The following is a 20364-nucleotide window of genomic DNA, read 5'->3' as shown; positions in this document are numbered from 1 at the left end:
GGGTCCGGGCCGCCAGGGCTAGTTGCGCGCCTTCTGGATTTCGTCGTTGAGCTGTTTCACCAGTTCAGGACCGAGCTCCTGCGTGTACTTGTCGACGACGGGCTGGACCTTCTGCCGCATGCGGGCAACTTCTTCCGGGGTGATGGTATTGATCTTCATGCCGTTCTTTTCCAGCGTGCCCATGGCCTTCGTGGAGTCGGCGCGGCTGTCCTGCCGTTCGAAGTCGCGCGATGCCGCGGCGGCCTGACGGATCAGCTTCTGTTCGTCGGGCGACAGGGTGTCCCACCACTTCTTGGACGCCAGCACCACCCACGGCGTATAGACGTGGCGCGTGATGGTCAGGTAAGGCTGCACTTCATAGAACTTGCTGCTCTGGATCGTGGTGATGGGGTTCTCCTGGCCGTCCACGGTGCGGGTTTCCAGCGCCGTGAAGAGCTCGGAGAACGGCATCGGCACGGCATTGGCGCCCAGGGTGTTGAAGACGCCCAGCGCGATCTGGTTCTGCATGACGCGCAGCTTGATGCCCTGAAGATCTTCGGCGCGCGTGATCGGGCGCTTGGAGTTGGTCATGTTGCGAAAGCCGTTTTCCCAATAGACCAGGCCGACCAGCCCCTTGGCCTCCAGTTTTTTCAGCAGGTCCTGGCCGAGCGGGCCGTCCAGGACGGCGTCTGCCTCTTTTTCGCTGTTGAAGAGAAAGGGCAGGTCGAATACGCCGAATTCCTTGACCATGCCGGCCAGCGGCGCGGTGGAGCCCACCATCATCTCCTGCGCGCCGCCCACAAGCGCGCTCTGCATCTGTTCGTCGGATCCCAGGTTGGCCGATCCGAAGGTCCTCATCTTGAGTTTGCCGCCGCTGACTTTCTCCAGTTCCTGCGCCAGGAAGCGCGCGGCGCGCCCCTGTACGCTTTCTTCGTTCAGGCCGTAGCCGAACCGGATCAGGCGCGGTTTGACGTCCGCGGCCGCGGCCACGCCGGCGACGGTGCAGGACAGTACCGTCGCCAGGACAAGAATGCGGGTCTTGAGGTGCTTGATCATGGTGTTCCTCCTTGGGGGTTTTCCAATGCCGCTAGTGCATCCAGCGTGCGGGTACGGTGATCAGCTCGGGGAAGATCACCAGCAGGACCAGCAGCAGCGTGTAGGCGACGACATAGCGCCACACCCCTCTGCAGATGGTTTCCATATTGATGCGGGCCACGCCGCAGACCACGTTGAGCACCGTGCCCACGGGAGGCGTCAGCAGGCCGACGCTGCCGACCATGACGAACATGACGCCGAAGTAGACCGGGTCGATGCCGGCCTTGGTGACGACCGGCATGAGCACCGGCCCCAGGATCAGGATGGTGGGCGTCAGATCCATGACCGTGCCGACCAGCGTCAGCAGGATGAGCAGCGCGAACATCAGCATCTTGGGCTGGTCCATCACGGGTTCCAGCAGGGCGATCAGGTCCTGCGGCATGTCGGCCAGCGTGATCATGTAGGACGAGACCATGGCGGCCGCCACCAGGAACATGACGACGGCGGTGGTGCGGGCGGCGTTGATGAAGAGCGGCGCCAGGTCACGCAGGCCGATCTCGCGGTACACGAACAGGCTGACCAGCAGCGCGTAGACGGCCGCGACGACGGCGGCCTCCGTGGGGGTGAAGATGCCGCCGCGCAGGCCGCCGATGATGATGACGGGCAGCATCAGCGCCCACAGCGAGCCGCGCAGGGCCTTCAGGCGGTTGCGCCAGGGTTCGCGCGGCGATGGCTTGATGCTGCCGTGCTTGCGCGCCACCCAGGCCCACACGGCCACCAGCGTCAGGCCCATCATCAGGCCCGGCGCGATGCCCGCGAAGAACAGCTTGGTGATCGACACGTTGGTGGCGACACCGAAGATGATGAACGCGATGGACGGCGGGATGATGGGGGCGATGATGCCGCCCGCCGCGATCAGCCCCGATGCCTGGCCGGCCTCGTAACCCTTTTCGCGCAGCATGGGAATCAGCAGCGAACCCAGCGCGGCGGCATCGGCGACGGCGGAGCCCGACAGGGAGGCCAGCAGCAGGCTGGCGAAGATGGCCACATAGCCCAGGCCGCCCTGGATGTGGCCCACGAAGGTATTGGCCAGATGGACGATGCGGCGCGAAATCCCGCCGGCGTTCATCAGTTCTCCGGCCAGCATGAACAAGGGCACCGCCATCAGCGTAAAGCTGTTGGCGCCCGACAGCATGTTTTGCGCCAGGAGCTGGGTGTCGTAGAAGTCCAGCTGGAACATCATGACGATCGCGCTGATGAGCAGCGCGAAGGCGATCGGCATCCCCAGGGCGATCAGCCCCAGCAGCACGAGCAGGAAGACAGTCAGGATCATCGCGGGTGTCCGGGCGGATGAGGGAGGAAGGGGGCGGGTCAGGCCAAGGGGTCTTCGGGGCTGGATTCCGCCGGCAACGGGCCGCCCGCAAGAACGCGGACCAGATCGATGACTGTCAGGATGCCCATGGCGACCGCGGCGTAGAGGCCGGCCGCGTTGAACACCGCCAGTGACATGCCGGTGACGGGCAGCACGGTGTCCAGGCCGATGACGGTCTGGACCCAGCTGCCCTCGGCCATCAGCCACAGCACCCACAGGACCAGCAGCTGGCAGACGACGTGCGAGACCCGGTGGGCGGCGGGGCCGAAGCGCTCCACCATCATGGTCACGCCGATGTGCTGGTGTTCGCGCAGCGCGATCACCGAGCCCAGGAAGATCATCCAGACAAAGGCCAGCCGGGATACTTCATCCGAGGCGTTGATGCCGGAGTTGAACAGGTAGCGCAGCGCCACGTTGCCGAACAGCAGCACGACCATGGCGACCAGACAGGCGACCATCAGCCAGGTCTGCAGCGCAAAGCACCAGTCGGCGGCGCGGGCCAGCGGCGTATGGCCAGGCCGCCCCGATGGGGAAGCTTGCATGTTTGTCTCCTGTCCGTTTCCCGGAATTCTTTTAGGATTATGCTGCGAATGATGTTAGCGCTAACATTTTGGCTTTGGCAACCCCCTGTTTTTTGCGTCAGACTACGCGCTTCCCACTCGATCGCGAGGGCCAATGTCCGTCCGTAAACCTAGAAGCTCGCGCGCCGGGCGCGTCACCATGCAGGAAGTCGCGCGCCGCGTGGGCGTGAGCGCGATCACGGTATCGCGCGCCCTGCGCACGCCGGACAAGGTGGGGCAGGAGCTGCGCCAGCGCATCGCGCGGGTGTGCCAGGAACTGGGCTACGTGCCCAACCACGCCGCCAGCGCGCTGGCCTCGGCGCGCTCGCAGACCATCGTGGTGCTGATTCCTTCGCTGAGCAACGTGGTGTTCGTGGACATCATCACGGGCATCAAGGAGGTGCTGGACAGCAACGGCTATCACATGCTGATCGGGGTCACTGGCTATTCGCCGGACGAGGAAGAGGCGCTGTTGCGCAAGTACTTGCAGCATTCGCCCGATGGACTGGTCCTGACCGGCGTCGATCACAATCCGGGCGTTTGGGATCTGCTGCGCGCGCAGGCGATTCCCACCGTCCACACGATAGAGACGCTGGCGGGAAGCGAGGACATGAGCGTCGGGTTTTCGCAGTTCGATTCCGGCTATGCCGCCGGGCGCCATCTGGTGGAGCGCGGCTACCGCCGCATCGGCATCGTGGGGGCCCAGCTGGATCCGCGGTCGCTGCGCCGTTGCGAAGGCTGCCGGCAGGCGCTGCGCGACGCCGGCCTGTATGACCAGGCGCTGGAGATCATGACGCCCGAGAAATCGTCGATCAGTCTGGGGGCTTCATTGATGGAGGACCTGCACGCGCGCCACCCCGATTGCGACGCCGTATTCTTCTGCAACGACGACCTGGCCCAGGGCGCCGTCTTCCAGTGCGGCCGCGCGGGGCTGCGGGTGCCCGAGCAGATGGGCATCATCGGTTTTCACGACCTGGCCGGCACGGCCTGGACCACGCCGCCATTGTCGACCATTGCCACGCCGCGCTACCAGATCGGCCTGTCCGCGGCGCAACTGCTCATGCGGCATCTGGCGGGTGAAGCCGTCGCCGAACGGCATGTGGACCTGGGCTTCACGCTGGTCCAGCGCGAAACCAGCTGAGCGGTCCGCGCGGGGCGGCGGCGGCGGGTTGAAGGCCGCGCGGGCAGCCTTCAAGCGGCGCGCGGCTTCTTGGCGGCTGTCGGGATCTTCTTGCCCGCGTGGGGCATATCTGGCCGCCGCGCGTCTTCTTCCAGCATGGCCAGCAGGCCGATGATCAGCGCTTGCATGCCTTGATCCAGCTCCACTTCCATCTCGGATTCTTCCGCCGCGCGCGCCGCGTCGACAGCCGGCTCCTGCCCGGCCACCGAATACACCGTGTCGGCCACCGCAAGACCGTGGAAGGCCACGGTTGCCAGCAGTATCCGCGACTGCTCCTTTGAAATGCCGTAGGCATCGGCGATATGGCGCTGGTGCCCGTCGATCTTCGCGAGCATGGACGGCGTCGCCGCCAGCCTGCGGATCACGTAAGGGGTCACGCCGGGGTGTGCCCTGACGAATTCACGCACGGATGCGGCGAACAGGGTCAGGTATTCCTTCAGCTCGCCGCGGTCGGTGCTACAGGCTTGCGGAATCTGCCAGCGACGGAAGATTTCCTCGGCGATCAGGCGCTTGAGTTCCTCAAGACTCGGCACGTGCTTGTAGAGCGCCATATGGCTGACGCCCAGTGCCGCCGCAACGCCGATGAAGGTGATGTGGGGCAAACCCATCGCGATGCCGGCATCGGCAATTCTCTCGCGGGTGATGGTAGGAGGGCGTCCCCGCGTGGTGCGGCGCTCTGGCGGCTGCATGTCTGTTCCCTGTTTGTGGCGTCGGCTACCCGGCACTTTAACCCGCGCCGCAATTATTTAGTTTATATGTATGCAACTAATTCGAGATTTAGTTTATAGTGATGCAAATAATTATCACCCACATCTCGGTACTTCGTTCATGAGCACTTCTGGAGCCGCGCCGGCCAAACCCGGGAAACCCGGCCCGCTCAACCTGGTGTTGACCCCCATACGCGGCCAACTCATCGCCGCCGCCGTGCTCGCCGCGGCGGGCGCCATGCTCACGCTGGCGCCCCTGGCAGCGATTGCGCACATTGCGCGGATCGTCCTCGCGGGCCCCGGCCTCGAGGGTGCTGCCTCGGCGGCTGCCTGGCCCGAAATCTGGTGGACCGTGATCATCGGCGTGAGCTGCATGTTCGCCGGCATGGCGCTGGCGTCCGCCGGCGAATTGACCGCCCATCTGGCCGACAATCGCATCACTCACCGGCTGCGCCTGGCCGGTGCGCAGCGTCTGGCCCGGGTGCCGCTGGGCTGGTTCACCAGCAGGGCGTCGGGCGAGGTCAAGCAGGCGCTGCAGGACGACATTGCGACCCTGCACAGCCTGACGGCGCACTTCTATACGGCGGTGGGACGCGCAGCGGGCGCAATCGTGGTTTCGGTCATCTATCTGTTCGCGCAGGACTGGCGCCTGGCCATCGTGGCGCTGCTGCCATTTCCCGGTTTCTTCTTTTTCCTGCGCCGTGCCATGAAGGCAGGCGGGGCGAACATGCAGGAATTCGTCGCCCGGCTAGGGCGCCTCAACGGGGCAACCGTCGAGTTCGTGGCCGGGATTCCCGTGGTCAAGGCGTTCGGCGATGCCGGCAAGGCGCATCGCGGCTACCGCGAGGCCGTCGACGGCTTTGCCGAGGCCTTTGTCAACTTCACTCGTCCGCTGGTCGCGGCGATGGCTCATGCCCACGCAATGATCGCCCCGGTCACGGTGCTGGGCGTAGTGCTGGGTTTCGGCGCCTTGTTCGTGGGCATGGGCTGGATGGCTCCGGTGGAGGTGCTGCCATTCGCCCTGGTGGCGCCGGGCATTTGTGCTCCGATGCTGTTGCTGCATACGCTGCTGCACGACCTGGGCGGGGCCACGGGCGCCGCGCAGCGCGTGCTGGCGCTTCTGGAAACCCCTGTGCTGGAACCGCCCGCGCCGGGCGGCGCACAAACCCCCGAGGGAAATGAAGTCCGGTTCGAGAACGTGGGCTACTCCTATGGCGAAGAGCGCCAGGCCCTGTCGAACATCAGCTTCACGCTGGAACCCGGGACGGTCACGGCCATCGTCGGCCCGTCCGGCGCGGGAAAGTCCACGCTGGCGCGGCTGCTGCTGAGATTCTTCGACCCGGACGAAGGGCGCATCACGCTCGGCGGCGCCGACCTGCGGCAGATCGAGAGTTCGCAGCTCTACCGGCGCGTGGGCTTCGTATTACAAGAGGTGCGCCTGATCCATGCCAGCGTGCGCGACAACATCGCGCTGGGCCGGCCCGGCGCCAGCCAGCAGGACATCGAGGCCGCCGCGCGCGCCGCCAATATCCATGAGCGCATCCTGGCCCTGCCGCGCGGCTACGACTCGGTGATCGGCGAGGACGCGCAACTTTCAGGCGGCGAGCGCCAGCGCGTGAGCATCGCGCGTGCCGTGCTGCTCGATCCGCCCGTGCTCGTGCTCGACGAAGCCACGGCGGCGGCGGATGCCGGCAACGAGGCGGAAATCCAGAGCGCGCTGTCGCGCTTCGCCAGGGGACGCACGTTGATGGTGATCGCGCACCGGCTGGACACGGTGATGCACGCCGACCGCATCCTCGTCCTCGAGGACGGCGCGATTACCGAACAGGGCGGGCATGAACAGTTGCTGGCGCGGGGCGGTAGCTATGCGCGGTTGTGGGCGCTGGGCGGCTACGCAATGGCCGTGGTCCAAGAGGAGCCGTCATGCTGAAGACCTTCCTGCGGTTGCTGGGCAAGGACGTGCCCGTCCTGCGCCGTTACGCCTGGTTGGCGGTCGCCTATGGCGTGGTCTGCGGGCTGGCGATTGCTTCCGTGGCGCCGATACTCACCCATCTGCTGGGAGGGGACGCCAGGCGGACCGCTCCGTGGCTGCTGGCGCTTCTGGCCGGGGTCGGGATCTGCTGGGTCTTGCGGGGCCAGGTGGAGCGGGCTGGCGTGCGGGTGGGCGTCGCCATCCTGCAACGCGGCCGCCACCAGCTTGGCGACCATGTGGCGCGCCTGCCCGTCGGCTGGTTCACGCCGCGCAACACGGCCCGCCTCGGGCACGTCGTCACGCAGGGCATCATGTCCGTGGCCCAGCTTCCCGCTCACGTCTTTACGCCGGTCATCGCTGGCGTGGCGACGCCAGTGGTGCTTGTCGTTTGCCTGTTTGCGCAGCACTGGCTCCTGGGCATGATCGCATTGGCGGCGCTGCCGCTGCTGGCGGGCGTCCTCGCCCTCTCGGCGGGACTTGCGCGGCGTGCCGATAATGCCTACCACCGGCGTTTTGCCGACGCGAGCCAACGCGTGGTGGAGTTCGCCCAGGCCCAGTCCGTGCTACGCGCCTTCAGCGGAGAGGGTGGGGGCATGCGTCTCCTTGAGCAGGCTGCCGAGCAGCAGCGCCTGTCGGGCGCGCGGCTGATCTGGCTGTCGGCGGGGGCCGCCGTCCTCAACGTCTGGGCCGTGCAGGCCGCCTTCGCCGCGTTGCTGATCGCGGCGGCCTTGTGGGTCAACGAACTGCTGGGCAGCAACGCAGGGGCCGGGGAACTCGTGGCCGCCATCGTCTCGATGTTGCTGGCGGGCCGCTACATCGATGCGCTGCTGGAGGTGGCCGGCTACGGCGAGGTCCTGCGCGGCGCGCGCGCCCAACTCGATGCCATAGAAGAACTGTTCGCCGTCGAACCGCTGCCGGAGCCTGACGCGCCGCAGGCGCCGCGCGATGCATCGGTCGAACTGCGCAATGTGCATTTCCGCTATGCAGAGGATGAGCCATACGTGCTGCAGGGCATGAATCTGCGCATCGAGCCGGGCAGCATGATCGCCCTGATCGGTGAATCCGGCTCCGGCAAGACCACCCTGGCGCGGCTGATCGCGCGCTTCTTCGACGTGAATGAAGGCAGTGTGCTCGTCGGCGGCGTGGACGTGCGGCAACTCTCCAGTTCGCGGCTGGCCGGCCAGATCAGCCAGATCTTCCAGGACAACTATCTGTTCACGGGCACCATCGCCGACAACATCCGCGCCGGCAAACCCGGTGCCAGCGATGCCGAGCTCCTGCAAGCCGCGCGGCAGGCCGGCGTGACCGAGATCATCGCGCGCCTGCCGCAAGGAATGGAAACGCCTGTCGGCGAGGGGGGCGCGCGCCTGTCCGGCGGCGAGCGCCAGCGCGTCGCCATCGCCCGGGCGCTGCTCAGCGATGCGCCCATCCTGCTGGTGGACGAGGCCACCGCGGCCCTGGACGGCGGGAATCAGGCCGTCATCGCCGAGACGCTGGCACGGCTGCGCGGCCAGCGCACGCTGGTGGTGATCGCGCATCAGCTTTCCACGGTGGCGATGGCGGACCGGATTGCGGTGGTGGAGGGCGGCCGGATACTCGAGCAGGGCGCGCCGGCGGCGCTGCGCGAAAGCCAGGGGCGGTATGCGCAGTTTCTGAGCCAGCGCCACGCCGCCAAGGGCTGGCGTATCGCCGGGGCGCGTTCCTGATGCGTGCAGGTCTTTCCGTGCTGTTCGTCGTGCTCTGCGGCGTGTCGCTACTGGTCGGCGCGCGGCAGATGGCATGGTCGCAGCTGTTCTCGGCGTCGGGCGACGCCTGGCTGACGCTGACCGCAAGCCGGCTGCCGCGCCTGGCGGCGCTGGTGCTGACGGGCATAGGATTGTCGGTCTGCGGCGTGATCCTGCAGCACATCGTCCGCAACAAGTTCGTCGAGCCCGCCACCTCTGGCGGCCTGGACGCGGCCAAGCTCGGCATCCTGGTTGCGATGTCGCTGGCGCCTGCCGCCGGAGCGGCCATGCGGATGTTGTTCGCATTCGCCTTTTGCCTGGCGGCCAGTCTGGTCTTCGTGGCGATCGTCCGTCGTGTGAAGTTCAAGAATGCGATTCTTGTCCCGGTGATCGGCCTGATGTTCGGCGGCGTGCTGAGCGCCCTGGCGGAATTCCATGCCTATCGCAACAACATCATGCAAAGCATGCAGGGCTGGTTGCTGGGTGACTTCTCCAGGATCGTGCAAGGCAACTACGAAATCATCTACCTGATCCTGCCTGTCGTCGTGCTGACCTACCTGTACGCGCACCGCTTTACCGTGACCGGCATGGGCGAAGGCATGGCGTCGAGCCTGGGGCTGAACTACACGGCTACCGTCACGCTGGGGCTGATGCTGGTGGCCGTCACCGTGTCCGTCACGGTCATCACCGTCGGGGCGATTCCTTTCGTCGGCCTGGTCATCCCCAATCTGGTCGCGCTGCATTACGGAGACAACCTGCGCCGTACCCTGCCGGTCGTGGCGTTGGGCGGGGCGTCGCTGCTGCTGTTCTGCGACATCCTGGGCCGTGTGCTGATCCATCCGTTCGAGGTGCCCATCGCCCTGACCGCGGGCGGCATGGGCGGTGTCCTGTTCCTCGCGCTTGTCTTCTGGAAGCACAGATGATGCTAGTTGCTTCCCGAAAAATGGTCTGGCTGGTGGTCCTGGCCATGGCATTGGCTTTCCTGTTCTTCCGCTCGGGCCTGGACTTCGATTACGTCATTCCCAAGCGGCTCGCCCGGCTGGGGGCCATGGTCATCGGCGGAGTCTGCATAGCGTGGTCGTCGATCGTGTTCCAGACCATCACCGGCAACCGCATCCTGACGCCGGCCATCATGGGGTATGAGGCGGTCTACCTGTTGCTGCAATCCCTGATGATCCTGATCCTGGGAACGCAGAGCCTGGTGGCGCTTGGCGCGAACGGCAACTTTTTCCTGTCTGTCCTGCTGATGCTGGCCTATTCGTGGCTCATCCATCGCTGGCTGTTCCGCAACGGCAGGCAGAACGTGTACTTCCTGCTGCTGGTGGGGCTGGTGCTGACGATGGTGATCGGCACGTTCACGCAGTTCGTGCAGCTGAAAACAAGTCCGGGCGAGTTCTCGATTCTGCTCGGATTCAGCCAGGCGTCCTTCAGCAAGGCGGAGCCGGGCCAGTTGCTGGTTTCGGCCGTCGTCGTCGCGGTGGTCTGCCTTGCAGGACTCAGGAACCTGCCGACGCTGGATGTGCTCTCCCTGGGGCGAGACCAGGCCACCTCCCTGGGCGTGGACTATCACCGCGCCGTCCGGCTGCACCTCGCGTTGATCGCGGTCCTGGTCGCCGTCTCGACCAGCCTGCTCGGACCCACGGCCTTCATGGGCATCTTCGTCGCCAACATTACCTATGCGCTGGCGCGCACGCGCAGGCATCGGGTCACGTTGCCCACGGGCTGCGCAATCGCCATCGGCATCTTCATCCTGGCTCAGTTCGCGGTCGAACACGCCTTCAACTACAAGACCACCGTCGGAATCCTGGTCAACCTGGCGTGCGGCGGCTGGTTTCTCGCGCTGATGGCGCGCACGCGGGGCACGGCATGATCACAGTCAGAAGTCTCTCGAAAAGCTATGGTCCGAAGACCGTTCTGCGCGATGTGAGCGTGCAGTTTCCCGCTGGAGCGCTGACCTCGCTCATCGGTCCGAACGGCGCGGGCAAGACCACGCTTCTGATGATGATCGCCCGGCTGCTGGATCCGACCCAAGGCGACATCCTGATCGACGGCGGCAGGGTTGCCGACTTGCGCATCGCCGACTACGCCAGGCGCGTGGCCACCTTGCGCCAATCGCCCGACTTCAATTTGCGCCTGACCGTGGAAGAGCTGGTTGCCTTCGGGCGGTTTCCGTACAGCCGCGGCGCGTTGACGCCGGACGACCTGCGGGCGATCGACGAGGCCATTGCGTTTCTTTCGCTGGAACCCCTGCGCCGCGCCTATCTCGACGAATTGAGCGGCGGGCAACGCCAGATGGCGTTTCTGGCCATGACCATTGCCCAGCAGACGGACTGCCTGCTGCTCGACGAGCCGCTGAACAACCTCGACATCAAGCATGCCGTCCAGATCATGCGCGCGCTGCGGCGCCTGTGCGATGAACAGCGCCGCACCGTGATCCTGGTGGTGCACGACATCAACTTCGCGGCCAGCTACTCCGATCACATCGTGGCGATGAAGGGCGGCGCCGTGCGTTGCGCGGGCGCGGTGTCCGAGGTCGTGACCGAAGCGCGGATGCGGGAGCTGTATGGACTGGATTTCGAGATTACACATGGTGAACGCGGACGCCTGTGCAACTACTTCAATCCGCCAGGAGAACTGAAATGATCCTCACGCACAGGCCTTGGGCATTGGCCGGGGCAGTGGCCTTGTCGCTGGCCGCAATGGCCGCGCTCCAGGGTTGCGGCCAGGAGGCGGCGGGATCGCCGAAAGCAATGGCGCCGCCGGCCGCCGCCAGCACGTCGGCGCAGCAAGCCTACCCAAGCATCACGGTCCGGCACAAGCTGGGCACGACCGTCATCGAGCAGCTGCCGCAACGCGTCGTCGCACTCGATATGAACGAAGTCGATTTCCTGGACGAACTAGGCGTTCCGGTCGTGGGCGTGCCGAAGGACTTCGTGCCGCACTTTCTTTCCAGATACAAGAACGACGAGAAGGTGCAGGACATGGGCGCGATCGTCCAGCCGAACCTGGAGCGGGTGCATGCGGCCAGGCCTGACCTGATCCTGATTACGTCGCTGCAGGCGAACCACTACAAGGAGCTGAGCGAGATCGCGCCGACGATCCATTTCGACGTGGATTATCGCGACAGCCAGGCTGATCACATCGAGATCATCAAGGATCACCTCATGACGCTGGGGCGGATCTTCCAGAAGGAAGGCCTCGCTGGCCAGAAGGCGGCCGAACTGGACGGCAAGGTCCAGGAGGCAAGAAGCCTCATCCAGGGGCGTCCCGAGACGGCGCTCATCGTGCTGCACAACAACGGCGCCTTCAGCTCCTTTGGCGTGCAGTCCCGCTATGGCTTCATCTTCAAGGCCCTGGGCGTGAAGCCGGCCAGCCCGTCAGCCGAGGCCGGCCTGCACGGCCAGCCGATATCCAGTGAATTCATCCAGCAGGCCAACCCCGACATCCTCTATGTGGTCGATCGCACCGCCGTGATGGAGCGCCGGCCGATCCTGAATGCCGAGACGCTGAGTAATCCGCTGCTGCGGCAGACGTCCGCCTGGCGCAACGGCCGCGTGGTCTTTGCCGACGCCGAGGCCTGGTATGTCACGGCAGCCAGCGTGAACTCGCTGAAGCTGATGATCGATGACGTGATCCAGCCCTATCGGAACTGATGCATTCGACGCCCCGCGCGTCCTTGCCGATTCAAACGTAAATGATTCCCAGTCGCCTGTTTTTCCAGGCGATCCAAAGCTCAACCGAACGGAGCATTCCATGAGCAAACGTCGCCATAGCGGCCGCGTCGCACGTCCTTCGCTGCAAGCGCGGCAGGCAGATCCCGTCTTTTCCCTCAACCATCTCGCCGCGGCCTTGGTCGGCCTGACGCTAGGCGCCGTGGCCGCCGCTCCGGCGGCTTGGGCGCAGGAGGCTGCCGAGGCGGGGGTAAAGACCCTTCCGACGGTGACCGTAACGGGCCAGGCCGAAGCGCCGGCCACCCCCTACGCCGGCGGGCAGGTCACGTATGGCGGTCGAGCGGGCTTTCTCGGCGAGAAGGATTCCATGGATACGCCGTTCTCCGTCATCAGCTACACGGACAAGTACATCGAGGACCTGCAAGCCAGGGACATCACCGACGTGATCGCCAGGACCGATCCCTCGGTATTCAGCAATGGCGTGACGGGCGCCTGGAGCGAGAACTACTCGATTCGCGGCTTCAACTCCAGCACCACCGATATCTCGTTTGGCGGGCTGTTCGGCATGGCGCCGTACTACCGGACCATGCCCGAAATGTTCGAGCGGATCGAGGTCCTCAAAGGCCCGTCCGCGCTGCTGAACGGCATGCCGCCCGGCGGCTCGGTCGGTGGAACCGTCAACCTGGTGCCCAAACGCGCAGGCACTGAGCCGCTGACGCGCCTGACCACGACCTACATGTCGGACTCGCAGTTCGGCGGACATATCGATCTGGGCCGGCGCTTCGGGGAGAACCAGCAGTTCGGCTTGCGGTTCAATGGCGTGTACCGGGATGGCGACGGCCCGGTCGACCACCAGAAGAAAAGGGCGCAATTGGCCGCGCTGGGTCTGGACTGGCGCGGCGAGCGCGTGCGCATCTCCGCCGACCTCTATGACAGCGATGAACGTATAGACGGCGTGACGCGAGGCATCAATCTGGCGCCTGGCATTGCCGTGCCCACGCCGCCCAAGCCCGAAACCCTGCTGAACCCGGACTGGGCCTATGTGAAAAACCAGGACAGGGGAGCCATGATCCGCGGTGAGTTCGATGTCAGCGACAAGCTGATGGCCTATGCGGCGATCGGCGCCAGCAGAACGGAGTACACCTACAGCGGCGCCATGTTGGCGCAGGTGTTCAACGCCGCAGGCGACTTCCGCACCTCGATGGGCCAGCTGAACACGAATTTGAAAAAGACATCGGGCGAAGCCGGGCTGAGGGGCAGGTTGCAGACCGGCGCGATCAAGCACCAGTGGGTGCTGAATGCCACGTACTACTCGGACGACCAGCGGGACTACGGCCGCAGGTCGGTGCCAGGGGCGGATTGGGTCACCAACATCTACAACCCGGTCTGGGGGCCTGCCCCCGCCGGCGTCTGGCCTGCGATCCTCCACAGCGAGACGCGCCTGGTCAGCTACGGCCTGGCGGACACCTTGTCCTTCGCCGAAGACCGGGTGCAACTGACGCTGGGCGCGCGCCGGCAGGAAGTCCGCACCGACAACTTCAGTGTCGCGACCGGGGCGCTGACCAGCCGCTATGACGCAAGCGCCACGACGCCCGCCGCCGCGTTGCTGATCAAGGCGACGGACAACATCTCCGTGTACGCCAACTATATCGAGGGCCTGAGCAAGGGGCAGACGGCGCCGGCCACCGCCGCCAATGCGGGGGAGCTGTTTCCGCCTTTCAAGACCAAGCAAAAGGAAGTCGGCCTCAAGGTCGATCTGGGCGAGTTCACCCATACGCTCGCGCTGTTCGAGATAAACCGGCCCAGCAGCTATACGGATCCCGTCACCAATGTGTTCTCCTTCGGCGGTGAGCAGCGCAATCAGGGCGTGGAATGGGGTTTCTTCGGCGAGCCGATGCGAGGCCTGCGCCTCATGGGCGGCGTCGCGTACATCGACCCCAAGGTGACTAAATCCGCGATCGCCGCCAACGAGGGCAAGCAGGCTACCGGCATTCCCCGGCTCCAGGGCAAGCTGGGCGTGGAATGGGACGTGCCGGTGGTGCAGGGCTTGACGTTGACGGCCAATGCGACGTCCGTGTCCAAGCAATACATCAGCGCCGATAACTCCTTGTCGGTGGCGGGGCGCACGACGTACGACGTGGGCGCGCGCTACGCGACCAAGGTCGCCGACCGTCCGGTCATGCTGCGTGCCAGCATCACCAATCTGACCAACAAGGCCTATTGGGGAATGCCTCAGCTGTCGAGCCTGGCGCTGGGCGCGCCGCGCACCTTCATGCTCTCGGCTTCGATGGACTTCTGAACTGCGCAGGCGGGTCGTGGGCTCCTGGCGTCACTGCGCGCGGCGCAACGCCAGGAACACGCCGGCCGCCATGATCAGTCCCATGCCCGCCAGCGCCAGCGCGTCGGGCGGGCGCTGGAACCAGAAGGTGCTGAAGCCCACGGCCAGCAGCAACTGGAAGTAGTTCAACGGCGCCAGGGTAGCGGCGGACACGCGCTGGAAGGCCGCGATCAGCAGGATCTGCGCCAGGCCGCTGCAAGCGCCCAGGCTGATGATGATGACGGTGTCGGCCAGGCCGGGCCACGGATCCGGCAGGAAGAACGGGGCCGGCAGCGCGGTGACGATCAGGCAGATGAAGGCCGTGTATGCGTATTGGACCGGGCCGGGAACCTTGCCGGACAGTTTGCGGGTCAGCACCTGGAAGATGGCGTAGCTGACAGCGGATATCGCCATCAGCAGCGTACCCAGCGCGGGCAGGTCGGAGCCGGGCCGCACGATCAGAAGCATGCCGGCAAAGCCGGCCGCGACGGCTCCCCATTGGGCCGGGCGCACGCGTTCGCCCAGCATCCACGGAGACAGCGCCACCATGATCAAGGGGGCCGTGAAGTAGATGGCCGTCGCTTCGGACAAGGGCATCCAGATCAGCGCCGTCATGAAGCAGGTGGCTACCGTGGCCAGCATGACGCCGCGCAGCACCAGCAAGGGCTTTTCCGGCGCGTCCCGCAAGCGCAGGCCGCGGCCCTGGCGCAGCAGCATCGCCACCGCCAGCGTTACCACCGCCAGATAGCGCATCACGTTCAGGAAGGGCGCGGGGTAGCGTTCCAGCATCTGCTTGGCCCCCGCGTCGAAGGTGGCGAAGGCCACCAGCGCCGCGAAAAACAGCAGGATGCCCGCCTGGCGGGTGGCGGACTGGGCGGGCAGCGAGGCGGGTACGGCGCTCATGGGGCGGCGCTTCCTTCAGGCAGCGGCATGGCCCATGCCCTGGATGAACGCGTCCAGCGCCGGGCCGATGGCCTGGACCATGTAGCCGCCTTCCTGCACGACCACGGTGGGGACGCCCAGGCTGGCAACGCGCGCGCCGATGTCGCGGTACGCGCCGATATCCAGCTTCAACACGCTGATGGGATCGTCCTTGTAGGTGTCGAAGCCCAGGGCCAGCACCAGCGCCTGGGGCGCATAGCCGGCCAGCGCCGCCAGCGCGGTGTCCAAGGCGTGCAGGAAGGCCTCGTTGCCGGATCCGTGGGGCAGAGGCAGGTTCAGGTTGTAGCCTTCGCCCGCGCCGTGTCCGCGCTCGTGCGCGTAGCCCGTGTAGAAGGGGTAGTAGCCGCCAGGATCGGCGTGCAGCGACACGGTCATCACGTCCGGGCGCTGATAGAAGATGTTTTGCGTGCCGTCGCCGTGATGCGCGTCCACGTCCAGCACCGCGACCCTGGACCAGGTTTGCAGCAGCCGGCTGGCCGCGGCGGCGCTGCTGTTCAGATAGCAGAAGCCGCCCGCGCGGTCGCGGTGGGCATGGTGGCCCGAAGGCCGGCACAGCGCATAGGCCATGCCCCGGGTGTTGGCGACATGGTCCGCGGCGGCCACGGCGCTGTGGGTGGACCTCAGCGCCGAACGCCAGGTCTGCGGCCCGATGGGGCAGGACAGGTCGCTCAGGTAGTAGCCGGTCTGCGCCACGATGGACGACGACGGGCAGGGCCCGCGCCCGGCCTGTTCGACCCTGCCGTTGTAGTAGGGCGACAGGTTGGGCAGCACTTCCGGACCGGGATCCACGCCGGGCGCCTTCATGGCCTGCCAGCGCGCATAGGCGGTCTCCAGGTAATCCAGGTAATCCTGGCTGTGGATGTGCTCCAGCGGCTTGCGGCCGTAGTCGGCGGGCGCTTCCACCTTGATCCCTCTGGCGGCCAGCGCGCTTTGCAGGCTTTCGGCGCGCGACGGCAGGTCGGTGGGGGCGCTGATGCGTCCCAGCCGCATGAACTGCTGGGGGGAATGCAGCAACTGTTCTTCCGAGAAAAACGCCTTCATGGTTATCCTCGCTGGCCCTGGGCGTGTTTGAGTTCGATTTCGACGAACACGAATTCAGTGTCGCCCGGGTTGATGACGTTGTGTTCGACGCCGACCGGCCGGTAGTAGGCCACGCCGGTCGTGAGCTGGCTGCTCACCTGGCCGTCGGGCGTGTCCAGCAGCAGCGGACCGGTGGTTTGCGGAACCACCACGTAGTTCATGCCGTGGCGGTGCCAGCCCGTTTCCCCGCCGGGCGGAAAGCGCCACTCGGTGACGGTGACCAGGTCATTGTCGATCTGCACGGTAGGGACGGCGGCGGGGCGTTGCATGCGGTTCTCTCCTTGGTTCGATGATGTTGTCCGGCGGGCTCAGGCCGCCTGCGTCTTGGTCGGGTCCCAGTGCTGGCCCGGCACCGCGGCAATCAGCTGCCGGGTATAGGCATGCTGCGGGTTGTCGAAGATCTGCGCGGGCGATCCGTATTCGACCACCTTGCCGCGGTGCATGACCAGCACCGAGTTGCAGATCTGCGCCGCCACGCGCAGGTCGTGGGTGATGAATACCAGCGCGATCTTCAGGCGCTGCTGCAGATCATGCAGCAATTGCAGCACCTGCGCCTGCACTGAAACATCCAGCGCCGATACCGATTCGTCGGCCACCAGCACCTTGGGCTCCAGCGCCAGGGCGCGCGCGATGCCGATGCGCTGGCGCTGCCCGCCTGAGAACTGGTTGGGATAGCGGTCGAATGCGGACGGGTCCAGGCCCACCAGCGACAGCAATTCGCGCACCCGCGCTTCGGCCTGGGCGCGCGGGACGCCGTTGGCGACGGGGCCGTCGCTGATGATGCGGCCCACGGTGTGGCGCGGATTGAGCGAGGCGAACGGATCCTGGAAGATCATCTGGATGTCATGGCGCATGGGCCGGAAGCGCGACTCGGACAGGGTGGCGATGTCCTGGCCATTGAAGAGCAGCTGGCCCCCATTGATGCCCACCAGCTTGAGCAGGCATTTGCCGATGGTCGACTTGCCCGAGCCGGATTCGCCCACGATGCCCAGCGTCTCGCCGCGGCGCACGGAAAAGCTCACGCCATCCACCGCGTGGACTTCGCGCTTGCCGCCCAGCCAGCCGTGGCCGATCACGTAGGTCTTCTTCAGGTCCTTCACTTCCAGCACCGGTCTGTCGTCCCCGGTGGCGACGCGTTCCTCCCGGCGGCGGTGCGGCACCGCCGCGATCAGGCGCTGGGTGTAGGGATGGCGGGGGCGGTTGAGCACTTCGTCCGCCGGACCCTGTTCCACCAGGATGCCTTTCTCCATGACCGCGACCCGGTGCGCGATTTCCGCCACCACGCCGAAGTCGTGGGTGACGAACATCACGCCCATGCCTTTCTCTTTCTGGATGCGGGCGATCAGCGCCAGGATCTGCGCCTGGGTGGTGACATCCAGCGCGGTGGTCGGCTCGTCGGCGATCAGCAGCGCGGGTTCCAGCGCCAGCGCCATCGCGATCATCACGCGCTGGCGCTGGCCACCGGACAGGCGGAAGGGGTAGACGTGGTAGAGCGTGGCGGGGTCGGGCAGCCCCACGAAGGCCAGCAGCTCGAGCGTGCGTTTCATGCGATCGGCGCCGGGATAGGCGTCGTGCACGCGCATCACTTCGCTGATCTGCTCGCCAACCGTCATCAGCGGATTCAGGGCCGAAAGAGGCTCCTGGAAGATCATCGCCATGTCCTTGCCGCGCATGGCTTGCAGGGTGGGTTCGTCCTGCCGGAGCAAGTCCTGGCCGCGGAACAGGATGCGGCCCTGCTGCGGCGTCAGGTAGTCGGGCAGGAGGCCCATGATGGCGTTCGCGCTCATGGACTTGCCCGAGCCGGACTCGCCGACGATGCACAGGATCTCGCCGGCGCGGATGTCGTATGACACATCCTGCACCGCGTAGGGCCGGTCGCCTCCCTTGGGCAGCGCGATGCTGAGGTTCTGGATGGACAGCAGGGGCGGGGTGTCTTTCATGCCGGCCTCCTATTCGCCGCGCTTGCGCAGCTGGGGGTTGAGGGCATCATTCAGGCCTTCGCCGATCAGGTTGATGGCCAGTACGGTCAGAAGGATGGCCACGCCGGGCCAGACGCTCATCCACCAGGCTTCGCGGATCATGGTGCGCGCCGCGCCGATCATGAAGCCCCAGCTCATCAGGTTGCGGTCGCCCAGCCCCAGGAAGGACAGGGACGATTCCGTCAGGATGGCGGTCGCCACCATGAAGGAGGCCGACACGATGATGGGCGACATGGCGTTGGGCAGGATCTGCGTGCCGACGATGCGGGCCGGAGTCTGGCCGATCACGATGGCCGCCTGCACGAACTCGCGCTGCTTGAGTGTCATGAACTCCGAACGCACCAGGCGCGCCGCCGGCGGCCAGGACACCACGGCGATGGCGCCCATGATGGAATACACCGAGGGGCTCAGGATGGCGACCAGGACCACGGCCATGGCCAGCTGGGGAATGGTCTGGAAGAACTCGGTGAAGCGCATCAGCGCATCGTCCACGCGCCCGCCGCAATAGCCTGCGACCGAGCCCACCAGGATGCCGAACAGCAGCGCCACGGCGGTCGACAGCAGGCCCACCATCAGCGACACCCGCGCGCCCCAGACCAGCCCGGCCGTGATGTCGCGGCCCAGCATGTCGGTGCCAAAGGGATAGTCGGCATTGGTGAAGGGGCGGATCAGCGGATCGGCCACCATCATCCAAGGGGATTCTTCATACAGCAGCGGAGCCGCCAGGGCCACGACGACCACGATCAGCATGATGATCAGGCCGGCAACCGCCCCGTAGTTGCGCATGTAACGTTGGGCGAATGATTTCATGCGGAGGCTCCTTGCTGCGCACCCGCGCCGATGCGCGGATCGATCAGGCGGTAAAGCACATCGGTCAGCAGGTTGAAGACCACCACCATGATGGAGGTGACCAGGAAGATCCCCAGCAGCAACTGGTAGTCGCGCTGCAGCAGGGCGTCGAACATCAGCCGGCCGATGCCCGGCCAGGCGAACACGGTTTCGGTCAGTACCGCGCCGCCCGCCATCTGGCCCAGCTGGATGCCGGCGAACGTGATGACGGGAAGCAGCGCATTGCGCAGCACATGGGCGCGGATCACCCGGCTGGGGCTCACGCCTTTGGCGCGCGCCGTCTTTACGAAGTCCATGCCGATCACTTCCAGCATCGACGCGCGGGTCAGGCGCACGTAGACGGCCATGAAGAAGCAGCCCAGGGTGACGGTGGGCAGGATCAGGTGCTGGGCGATGTCGCCGGCGCGCGCCCAGCCGGTCAGCCCCGCGCCCACGGTTTCCATGCCGAAGGCGGGCAGCCATCCCAGCACCACCGAGAACAGCAGGATGCCCATCAGCGACAGCCAGAAGAGCGGCGTCGCATAAAGCAGCAAGGCGCCAGTCATCACCGAGCTGTCGATCCAGCGGCGCTTGTTGCGGTAGCGCGCCTTGGCGGCCACGACGCCCAGGAAGACGCCCAGCACGATGGAAAACACGAAGGCGCAGGACATCAGCAGGAACGTGGCCGGCAGCCGTTCCACGATCAGGTCCAGCACGGGGACATGGTTGCGATAGGAAAAGCCCAGGTCCAGCTGGACCACGCCCTTCAGATACAGCATCAGCTGCGTCAGGATGGGCTTGTCCAGGCCGAAGGCCACCCGCAGCTGTTCCACGTAGGCGGCATCGCCCGCGCCAGCCTGGCCCGCCAGCACCGCGGCGGGATCGCCGGGGGCCAGGCGGATCAGGAAGAAATTGATGATCACGACGCCCAGCACGACCACCAGGGCCTTGCCGATGCGGGACAGAAGGAAAGACAGGAATTTCATGCTCGGGGTCCCCTCAGGACGGGCGCGGAGTC

Annotated in this window: 18 protein-coding genes; 8 read left to right on the top strand and 10 right to left on the bottom strand. The window is 66.0% G+C overall.

The genetic code is table 11. The annotated features are described in order from the left end of the window. Positions 1–18 precede the first annotated feature (18 nt). Genes HLG70_RS12210 through HLG70_RS12200 form a run of 3 tightly spaced genes read right to left on the bottom strand, consistent with a single transcriptional unit; the run spans position 19 to position 2928 of the window. Positions 19–1035 (bottom strand): TRAP transporter substrate-binding protein, encoded by a 1017-nt coding sequence (locus HLG70_RS12210; protein ID WP_171664650.1) that lies wholly within the window; start codon positions 1033–1035, stop codon positions 19–21. 31 nt (positions 1036–1066) lie between these two features. Then, positions 1067–2347 (bottom strand): TRAP transporter large permease, encoded by a 1281-nt coding sequence (locus HLG70_RS12205; protein WP_171664649.1) that lies wholly within the window; start codon positions 2345–2347, stop codon positions 1067–1069. Positions 2348–2385: 38 nt separating this feature from the next. Further along, on the bottom strand, positions 2386–2928 hold the full coding sequence (locus HLG70_RS12200) for a TRAP transporter small permease (RefSeq protein ID WP_171664648.1): 543 nt from the start codon (positions 2926–2928) through the stop codon (positions 2386–2388). 133 nt (positions 2929–3061) lie between these two features. On the opposite strand from HLG70_RS12200, the gene HLG70_RS12195 reads away from it, so the two are divergent. Next, the gene (locus tag HLG70_RS12195; protein ID WP_171664647.1) at positions 3062–4087 is read left to right on the top strand and encodes a LacI family DNA-binding transcriptional regulator; all 1026 of its coding nucleotides are present in this window, start codon (positions 3062–3064) and stop codon (positions 4085–4087) included. 50 nt (positions 4088–4137) lie between these two features. On the opposite strand, the gene HLG70_RS12190 is transcribed toward HLG70_RS12195, so the two are convergent. Further along, a complete protein-coding gene (locus tag HLG70_RS12190; RefSeq protein WP_234103075.1) occupies positions 4138–4815 on the bottom strand; it encodes a TetR/AcrR family transcriptional regulator in 678 nt (225 codons plus the stop codon). A gap of 139 nt (positions 4816–4954) precedes the next feature. On the opposite strand from HLG70_RS12190, the gene HLG70_RS12185 reads away from it, so the two are divergent. The 7 genes from HLG70_RS12185 (at position 4955) to HLG70_RS12155 (ending at position 14499) form a co-directional block, all read left to right on the top strand. Next, positions 4955–6763 carry an ABC transporter ATP-binding protein gene (locus HLG70_RS12185; RefSeq protein ID WP_171664646.1) on the top strand — a complete coding sequence of 603 codons (1809 nt, stop codon included), beginning with the start codon at positions 4955–4957 and terminating at the stop codon, positions 6761–6763. Continuing rightward, positions 6757–8511, top strand: a complete 1755-nt coding sequence (locus HLG70_RS12180; protein WP_171664645.1) for an ABC transporter ATP-binding protein — start codon at positions 6757–6759, stop codon at positions 8509–8511. Before HLG70_RS12185 ends, HLG70_RS12180 begins: the two co-directional genes overlap by 7 nt. After that, a complete protein-coding gene (locus HLG70_RS12175; RefSeq protein WP_171664644.1) occupies positions 8511–9452 on the top strand; it encodes an ABC transporter permease in 942 nt (313 codons plus the stop codon). Before HLG70_RS12180 ends, HLG70_RS12175 begins: the two co-directional genes overlap by 1 nt. Continuing rightward, entirely contained in the window at positions 9452–10399 is a 948-nt protein-coding gene (locus HLG70_RS12170; protein ID WP_213697198.1) for an iron chelate uptake ABC transporter family permease subunit, read from the top strand. The genes HLG70_RS12175 and HLG70_RS12170 overlap by 1 nt, the downstream gene beginning before the upstream one ends. Continuing rightward, complete coding sequence (locus tag HLG70_RS12165) at positions 10396–11172, top strand: iron ABC transporter ATP-binding protein (protein ID WP_171664642.1); 777 nt, start codon at positions 10396–10398, stop codon at positions 11170–11172. Before HLG70_RS12170 ends, HLG70_RS12165 begins: the two co-directional genes overlap by 4 nt. Further along, positions 11169–12182 (top strand): siderophore ABC transporter substrate-binding protein, encoded by a 1014-nt coding sequence (locus HLG70_RS12160; RefSeq protein WP_171664641.1) that lies wholly within the window; start codon positions 11169–11171, stop codon positions 12180–12182. Before HLG70_RS12165 ends, HLG70_RS12160 begins: the two co-directional genes overlap by 4 nt. Before the next feature lie 100 nt (positions 12183–12282). Further along, entirely contained in the window at positions 12283–14499 is a 2217-nt protein-coding gene (locus HLG70_RS12155) for a TonB-dependent receptor (protein WP_171664640.1), read from the top strand. 30 nt (positions 14500–14529) lie between these two features. Here the strand turns inward: HLG70_RS12155 and HLG70_RS12150 are convergent, their stop codons facing one another. From HLG70_RS12150 to HLG70_RS12125, 6 genes are read right to left on the bottom strand one after another with little or no spacing between them, the layout of a single operon-like run. Continuing rightward, positions 14530–15420 (bottom strand): DMT family transporter, encoded by an 891-nt coding sequence (locus HLG70_RS12150; protein ID WP_171664639.1) that lies wholly within the window; start codon positions 15418–15420, stop codon positions 14530–14532. A 15-nt stretch (positions 15421–15435) separates the two neighbouring features. Next, positions 15436–16500, bottom strand: a complete 1065-nt coding sequence (locus HLG70_RS12145; protein ID WP_171664638.1) for a histone deacetylase family protein — start codon at positions 16498–16500, stop codon at positions 15436–15438. Positions 16501–16502: 2 nt separating this feature from the next. After that, positions 16503–16808, bottom strand: a complete 306-nt coding sequence (locus HLG70_RS12140; protein ID WP_171664637.1) for a cupin domain-containing protein — start codon at positions 16806–16808, stop codon at positions 16503–16505. Between the two features lie 39 nt (positions 16809–16847). Further along, positions 16848–18479, bottom strand: coding sequence for an ABC transporter ATP-binding protein (locus HLG70_RS12135; protein WP_171664636.1), 1632 nt, complete (start codon positions 18477–18479; stop codon positions 16848–16850). 9 nt (positions 18480–18488) lie between these two features. After that, a complete protein-coding gene (locus HLG70_RS12130) occupies positions 18489–19328 on the bottom strand; it encodes an ABC transporter permease (RefSeq protein ID WP_171664635.1) in 840 nt (279 codons plus the stop codon). Next, on the bottom strand, positions 19325–20332 hold the full coding sequence (locus HLG70_RS12125) for an ABC transporter permease (protein WP_171664634.1): 1008 nt from the start codon (positions 20330–20332) through the stop codon (positions 19325–19327). The genes HLG70_RS12130 and HLG70_RS12125 overlap by 4 nt, the downstream gene beginning before the upstream one ends. Between the last annotated feature and the right edge of the window lie 32 nt (positions 20333–20364).

The sequence above is a fragment of the Achromobacter deleyi genome, assembly GCF_013116765.2.
Lineage (GTDB): Bacteria > Pseudomonadota > Gammaproteobacteria > Burkholderiales > Burkholderiaceae_B > Achromobacter > Achromobacter deleyi_A.
The sequence above is the reverse complement of the archived record's forward strand: the minus strand, read 5'-3'. Positions and strand labels throughout refer to the sequence as shown.